This is a genomic window from Parvibaculum sp. (assembly GCF_035511255.1).
Lineage (GTDB): Bacteria > Pseudomonadota > Alphaproteobacteria > Parvibaculales > Parvibaculaceae > Parvibaculum.
The window spans coordinates 1-4886 of the sequence record NZ_DATKFR010000052.1 but is presented as its reverse complement, the minus strand read 5'-3'; the positions used below and the strand labels follow the sequence as shown (position 1 = coordinate 4886).

Sequence of the window (4886 nt, the reverse complement as noted above, 5' to 3'; positions counted from 1 at the left end):
AAAGGCTTTCTCGACGAGCTGAAGGCGCGTATTCGCGTCTCGGAGGTCGTTGGCCGCAAGGTGAAGCTGATCCGGCGCGGCCGCGAATTCGTCGGCCTGTCGCCCTTCACCAACGAGAAGTCGCCCAGCTTCACCGTCAATGACGACAAGCAGTTCTGGCATTGCTTCTCGTCGGGCGAGCATGGCGACGTCATCAAGTTCCTCGAAAAGACCGAGAACCTGTCCTTCCTCGAAGCGGTCGAGCGGCTGGCCGCCGAAGCCGGCCTCGATATGCCGCAGCGCGACGAGCGTTCGGTCGAGCGCGCGAAGGAAGAGGCGAGCCTCATCGACGTGATGGAAATGGCCGCCGCCTTCTTCCGCGAGCGGCTGACGGCGGGCGTCGGCGCCGAGGCGCGCGCCTATCTCGAAAGGCGCGGCCTGAAACAGGCGACCGTCGACGCCTTCGGCCTCGGCTATGCGCCGGAAGACCGCCACGCGCTGCTGCGTCACCTGAAGGCGAAGGATGTCTCCGTCGCGCAGATGGCCGAAGCCGGCCTCATCATCGCCGGCGCGGATATTCCCGAGCCCTATGACCGCTTCCGCAATCGCGTGATGTTTCCGATCGCCGACAGTCGCGGCCGCACCATCGCCTTTGGCGGCCGGGCGCTCGACAGCGAGGCCAAGGCGAAATATCTGAACTCGCCCGAGACGCCGCTCTTCCACAAGGGCCGCGGCCTCTACAATCTTCATCGTGCGAGGAAGCCCGCCTATGACGCGGGCACCGTCATCGCCGTCGAAGGCTATATGGACGTGATCGGCATGGCGCAGGGCGGCATCGCGAATGCGGTCGCGCCGCTCGGTACCGCGCTCACCGAGGATCAGATCGGCCTGATGTGGCGCCTGGCGCCGGAGCCGATCCTCTGCTTCGACGGCGACAAGGCGGGGCTCCGCGCCGCGTTTCGGGCCGTCGAGCGGGTGCTGCCCTTGCTGAAGCCCGGCCATTCGCTGCGCTTCGCGCTGCTCCCCGGCGGCAAGGACCCGGACGACCTCGTGCGCGAGGAGGGCGGCGAGGCCATGCGCGCGATCCTCGCCGAAGCCCGTCCGCTCGCCGACATGGTCTGGGAAAAGGAAGTTTCGGCTGGAAGCTGGGACACGCCCGAGCGCCGCGCCGCGCTCGAGGCCCGCATCGACGAGGTGGTGGGCGCCATCGCCGACCCCAAGGTCAAATCCCATTACCAGCAGGACATGCGCGCCCGCATCGCGAAGCTCTTTGGCCGCGACCGGCCGCAGGGCGGCTTCCGCCAGGGCGCCAATTTCCGCCAGAACCAGCCCTATGACCGGGGCCGCCCGGGCGGTTTCCGCGACGCGGGCAGGGGCGGGCGCTTCATCCGCGATCCCCGCCTGATCCCCGTGACGCCGGAGCTTCGCCGCTCGGCTCTGGTGCGCGACAAGGCCGCCGGCGTGCAGAAAATGGAGCAGCTTCTGCTCCTCAGCCTCCTCAACCATCCGCAACTTCTGGAGGATTATTGCGAGGAACTTTCGAGCCTTGAGATCAAGACTCCGGCGCTTGACAGATTACGCAATGAAATCATAGATATAGCGGCTCTTCATGCGCCCCTTGACAGGGCGGCGCTGAAGAACCATTTGGTCTCTAGGGATTTGGCGGATATAGCACAGCGTCTGGAGGACGGGGCGGCGCAGAAAAGCGATCGTTTCGCCTGGCCGGACGTCTCGCGCGAGGAAGCTGAAACCGGTTTCCTTCATACACTGGCGCGGCACCGTCGGACGATTACCCTGGAGGCCGAACTCAGAGCAGCCGAGCGTGCTCTGGCGGAAGATATGAACGAGGAGAACTGGTCGCGGCTGCAAGCCATCCACGCCCAGCTCGAATTGCCGGAGGTCGAGGATCCGGTGCTTGTCGGAAGCAAGGCGGAGTAAGGAAATCGGGGCGGGCTGCGCAAGCGGGATCAGGTAGCCGGTGACAGTAGAGCTTCAGGGGGAAGCCGCAACCGTCATCAAGACAGAGCAGGAATGACGACCTGTGGGGCGCGCGACCGGCGGAGCCGGGTGCAGCGTCCACGGGTTTTTGCAAATTCGCCGCCGGCGCCCTTGCAGGCGGGCCGGCGCGGAACACATCAATATCACGGGCCTCGGTCTAAAGGGTCCGTTCAGATTTCAGGCGGAGAGTTGCTGAATGGCGAGCAAGACGGCAGAGCAGGCGGAAGCCCCGGAAGCGGCACCCGAGGTCGTTCAGGACGGTCCGCTTCTCGACATGTCCGATGCCGCGGTCAAGAAGATGATCAAGGCCGCGAAAGTGCGCGGCTTTGTGACCTATGACGAGCTGAACAAGGTTCTGCCGTCCGAGGAATTCTCCTCCGAGCAGATCGAGGACACGCTGTCGATGCTCTCCGAAATGGGCATCAACGTCGTCGAGAACGACGAGGCGGAAGAAAGCGCCGAAGGCGGCGAGGCGGAAGTCGAGGCCGAGGTAGAGGCCGACGACGAGGAGCCCACCACCAGCAAGGCCGTCGCCACCACCACCACGACATCGACCTCGCTCGACCGCACCGACGATCCGGTGCGCATGTATCTGCGCGAGATGGGCTCGGTCGAGCTGCTGTCGCGCGAAGGCGAAATCGCCATCGCCAAACGCATCGAGGCCGGCCGCGAGACGATGATCGCGGGCCTCTGCGAAAGCCCGCTGACCTTCCAGGCCATCATCATCTGGCGCGACGAGTTGAACGAGGGGAAGATTCTCCTTCGCGACATCATCGACCTCGACGCGACCTATGCCGGCCCCGACGCCAAGAAGATCGACCATAGCCAGGCCGCCCTCAACGGCGAGGCGCCACCGCGCATCGAGCCGGAAGAGGAAGAGGTCGACGACGACGGCGAGGACAGCGAGAACTCGATGTCGCTCGCCGCGATGGAAGCGGAACTGAAGCCCAAGGTTCTCGAAAGCTTCGACCGCATCGCCAACGACTACAAGAAGCTCCGCAAGCTGCAGGACCAGAAGGTCGAGGCCGCGCTGAAGGGCGAGGATTTCGCCGGCGCCTCCGACAAGAAATACCAGAAGCTCACCTCCGACCTCATCGAGGAAGTGAAGAGCCTCTCGCTCAACAACAACCGCATCGAAAGCCTCGTCGAGCAGCTTTACGCGATCAACAAGCGCCTGATGGCGCTGGAAGGCCGCCTGCTGCGCTTTGCCGAAAGCCACGGCATCGCGCGCGAGGAATTCCTGAAGCAGTATTACAACGAAGAGCTCGATCCGAACTGGGTCCGCCGCGTCAGCCGCCTGAAAGGCAAGGGCTGGGCGTCCTTCGCCAAGGACGAGCGCGACCAGGTGAAGGAAATCCGTGGCCACATCCACCAGCTCGCCACCGAGACCGGCCTCGACATCGGCGAATATCGCCGCATCGTCTCGACCGTGCAGAAGGGCGAGCGCGAGGCCCGCATCGCGAAGAAGGAAATGGTCGAGGCGAACCTCCGCCTCGTGATCTCCATCGCGAAGAAATACACCAATCGCGGATTGCAGTTCCTCGACCTCATTCAGGAAGGCAATATCGGCCTGATGAAGGCCGTCGATAAGTTCGAGTATCGTCGCGGCTACAAGTTCTCGACCTATGCGACATGGTGGATCCGTCAGGCGATCACGCGTTCGATCGCCGACCAGGCGCGCACCATCCGCATCCCGGTCCACATGATCGAGACGATCAACAAGCTGGTGCGCACCTCGCGCCAGATGCTCCACGAGATCGGCCGCGAGCCGACGCCGGAAGAACTCGCCGAAAAGCTCGGCATGCCGCTTGAGAAGGTCCGCAAGGTGCTCAAGATCGCCAAGGAGCCGATCTCCCTCGAAACGCCCATCGGCGACGAGGAAGACAGCCATCTCGGCGACTTCATCGAGGACAAGAATGCGATCCTGCCCATCGACGCGGCGATCCAGTCGAACCTGCGCGAAACGACGACGCGCGTGCTGGCTTCGCTCACGCCGCGCGAGGAGCGCGTGCTACGCATGCGCTTCGGCATCGGCATGAACACCGACCACACGCTGGAAGAAGTCGGCCAGCAATTCTCGGTGACGCGCGAACGCATCCGCCAGATCGAGGCGAAGGCGCTGAGGAAGCTGAAGCACCCCTCGCGCTCGCGCAAATTGCGTTCGTTCCTCGACAACTGACCTCATCGTCATTGCGAGGCCCAAAGGGCCGAAGCAATCCAGCCTTGGGAACCTTCTGGATTGCTTCGCTGCGCTCGCAATGACGAATAAATAAATCAAAGCCCGGACCGCGAGGTCCGGGCTTTTTCACGATCCCACTCAACAACCAGTGTCATCCCGGCGAAAGCCGGGACCCACTCGCAGCCCGGCTTGCCGCAGCCGCCGATGGATCCCGGCTTTCGCCGGGATGACATTCTTTTTCAAGATCAGATCAACAAGCAGTGTCGTCCCGGCACTCGTTGCCGGGACCCATACCTGTTCGCCGGGCGTCGCGCCCGTTGGGTCCCGGGAATAAATCCCGGGAGGACAGATGACAATCGCCCAACAAAAAAAGGCCGGGCGAAGCCCGACCTTTCCAGTGGTCCCAAACGTACCGGTACATCCGCGGCCGCCGTCTGGAACCGAAAATGAAACGGCTGTCGCCGCCTTTCGTTCCCTCGGATCAAAGCATTGAATGGCGACACAAAGATGAAAGGCCGCCGGATTTCTCAACCGCCGCTCACGCGCCGCCCGCTCAGGCGGAGACCTTGGCCTTCGACTTCTTCTTCGGCTTCTTCGGCGCGGCGGGCGCGGCCGCCTTTTCCGCCGCCTCGGCGGCTTCCTGCGCGAGCCGCAGCTCGCGGAGCCGCGCGGTCTTCGCGTCGCGCCGCTTCGTCTCCGCCTCGACGATCGCGCGGGCGGCTTCCGTCGT

At 63.9% G+C, this 4886-nt stretch carries 2 protein-coding genes; both read left to right on the top strand.

Going from position 1 to position 4886, the window contains the following annotated elements; all coding sequences use genetic code 11:
- The coding region (gene dnaG / locus VMR03_RS01730; protein WP_325401659.1) for a DNA primase at nucleotides 1-1917 on the top strand (1917 nt) is incomplete at its 5' end.
- Between the two features lie 256 nt (nucleotides 1918-2173).
- Complete coding sequence (gene rpoD, locus VMR03_RS01725) at nucleotides 2174-4156, top strand: RNA polymerase sigma factor RpoD (protein WP_325401657.1); 1983 nt, start codon at nucleotides 2174-2176, stop codon at nucleotides 4154-4156.
- Nucleotides 4157-4886: the final 730 nt, after the last annotated feature.